We start from the raw sequence: 1,882 nt of genomic DNA, 5'->3' as shown, positions 1-1,882 counted from the left end.
CTATCTGTAAGTGAAAGAGGACTCCACCCGACAGTCAGGGTGGAGGTGAATTTCACAGATTTTAACCTTGTTGGTTTTGAATGTATTTCTTAATAATATCTAAGGGCGCACCACCGCACGACCCTGCAAAATAAGATCGTGACCATAAAACAGGTTTTGCATAACTACCACGTAAATCTAAAAATTCATTCCGCATTCTTCTGCTTGTTACCGATTTTAAATTATTCACCAACTTACTAAGCTGAACAGTTGGTGGGTACTGAATAAGCATGTGAACATGGTCAGCCTCACCATTACATTCTTTTAGCTCTGCATCAAAATCTTTGCATATTTCGTCTACACACTCAATAAAATAATTATGATGTAGATCATTTAGAATTTTCTTTCTGTACTTTGTAATAAATACTAGGTGTACGTGTAAGTTAAAGGCTGAATAGCGGTTTTTATAGATTTCAGTCATTGTTTGATTGTTCATTTAATGATAGCATTTGATCATATTAACACATACATACTCATTTATGAAAATCAACAAAGCGTATAAATTTAGGCTTGAGCCTAATGCAGAGCAGGAGCTTGTTTTAAATAAGTTGCTTGGCTCTGCACGTTTTGTTTGGAATCAAATTTTAGCTGTATCGTTCGAGATGCTTGCTAATAATGAGCGAATCAACAAAGTTAATTTAGTCAATAAAATTCCTGAATTACGAAAAAAACCTGAGTGTGCTTTTCTGGAAAACAGTTCAAATGGCGTTTCACTTCAACAAAAAGTGCGTGATCTTGGTGATGCCTGGGGGAAGTTCTTTGACCCGAAAGAACAAGCCAAGTTAAAGCAAAAACCATTTAAAGCCAAAAAACCAAGATTCTTTAAATTGCCGGATGGTCGTGAAGTCCAATTTAGACCACTCATGCCACGATTCAAAAAGAAATCTAATGGCTATGATTCCATTCGTATTGTTCAATTCAATAGATACTGTTGGGTTAAAGGCAACCAAGTTAAGTTACCTAATGACATTGGCGTTGTGAAATTCAGAAAGTCACAAGAGATTCTTGGTGAAATCAAGAATGTCACAATCTCAAAGCATGTTGGAAAGTGGTATATCTCTTTCGGTGTTGAAAGCACAGTAGAAGCACCAGTCCACCCATCAAAATCAGCCGTTGGCATTGATTTAGGTGTTAAAAATTTAATTACAACATCTAGTGGTCAAGTATTCGACCCGATCAATAGTTTCAAGGCCAATCAAGTAAAGTTGGCTAGGCTTCAGCGCAAGCTGAGAAAGAAAAACAAGTTCAGTCAAAGTTGGAAAAAGCTGAATCTCAAGATCAATAAATTACATCATCATATTGCCAATATTCGGCATGACTACTTGCACAAAGTCACCACAACGCTCAGCAAAAACCACGCAATGATCGTAGTTGAGGACTTAAAAGTAGCCAATATGTCGAAGTCAGCGAAAGGCTCAATCGAGAAAAAAGGAAAGAATGTTAAAGCCAAGTCAGGCTTAAATAAATCAATCCTGGATCAAGGTTGGTCAATGCTTGTTGGTATGTTGGAGTACAAACAGCAATGGCGAGGTGGTTTGCTTGTTAAAGTTGACCCTAGATATACAAGTCAAACTTGTAGTTCATGTGGTCATGTTGCAAAAGAAAATAGGCTTACTCAAGCAAACTTTGAGTGTGTCAGTTGTTGTTTTAGCGAGAATGCAGATATTAATGCTTCTCGCAACATTTTGGCGGTGGGACACATCGTTTTGTCTGTGGAGGGTGGATGCGGTAAAGGTCGCCTTGCGAAGCAGAAAGCAAGTGAAATCCGTGAGGAAGTCACCTAAGAGCTTTTGCTTTTAGAATCCCCCACTTGAACATCGTGAAAGTGGTGGGAGTATGTCAA

2 protein-coding genes are annotated in these 1,882 nt (G+C 38.1%); one reads left to right on the top strand and one right to left on the bottom strand.

Annotated features, from left to right (window positions below; translation table 11 throughout):
* Nucleotides 1-61 precede the first annotated feature (61 nt).
* Nucleotides 62-475 (bottom strand): IS200/IS605 family transposase, encoded by a 414-nt coding sequence (gene tnpA, locus FTU40_RS15070; RefSeq protein ID WP_180041343.1) that lies wholly within the window; start codon nt 473-475, stop codon nt 62-64.
* Between the two features lie 43 nt (nt 476-518).
* On the opposite strand from tnpA, the gene FTU40_RS15065 reads away from it, so the two are divergent.
* Complete coding sequence (locus FTU40_RS15065; RefSeq protein ID WP_180041341.1) at nt 519-1,823, top strand: RNA-guided endonuclease TnpB family protein; 1,305 nt, start codon at nt 519-521, stop codon at nt 1,821-1,823.
* Nucleotides 1,824-1,882: the final 59 nt, after the last annotated feature.

Source organism: Acinetobacter sp. YH12100 (assembly GCF_013419135.1).
Lineage (GTDB): Bacteria > Pseudomonadota > Gammaproteobacteria > Pseudomonadales > Moraxellaceae > Acinetobacter > Acinetobacter pseudolwoffii.
Note: the sequence above shows the minus strand (reverse complement) of the source record. Positions and strands in the feature narration are given on the sequence as shown.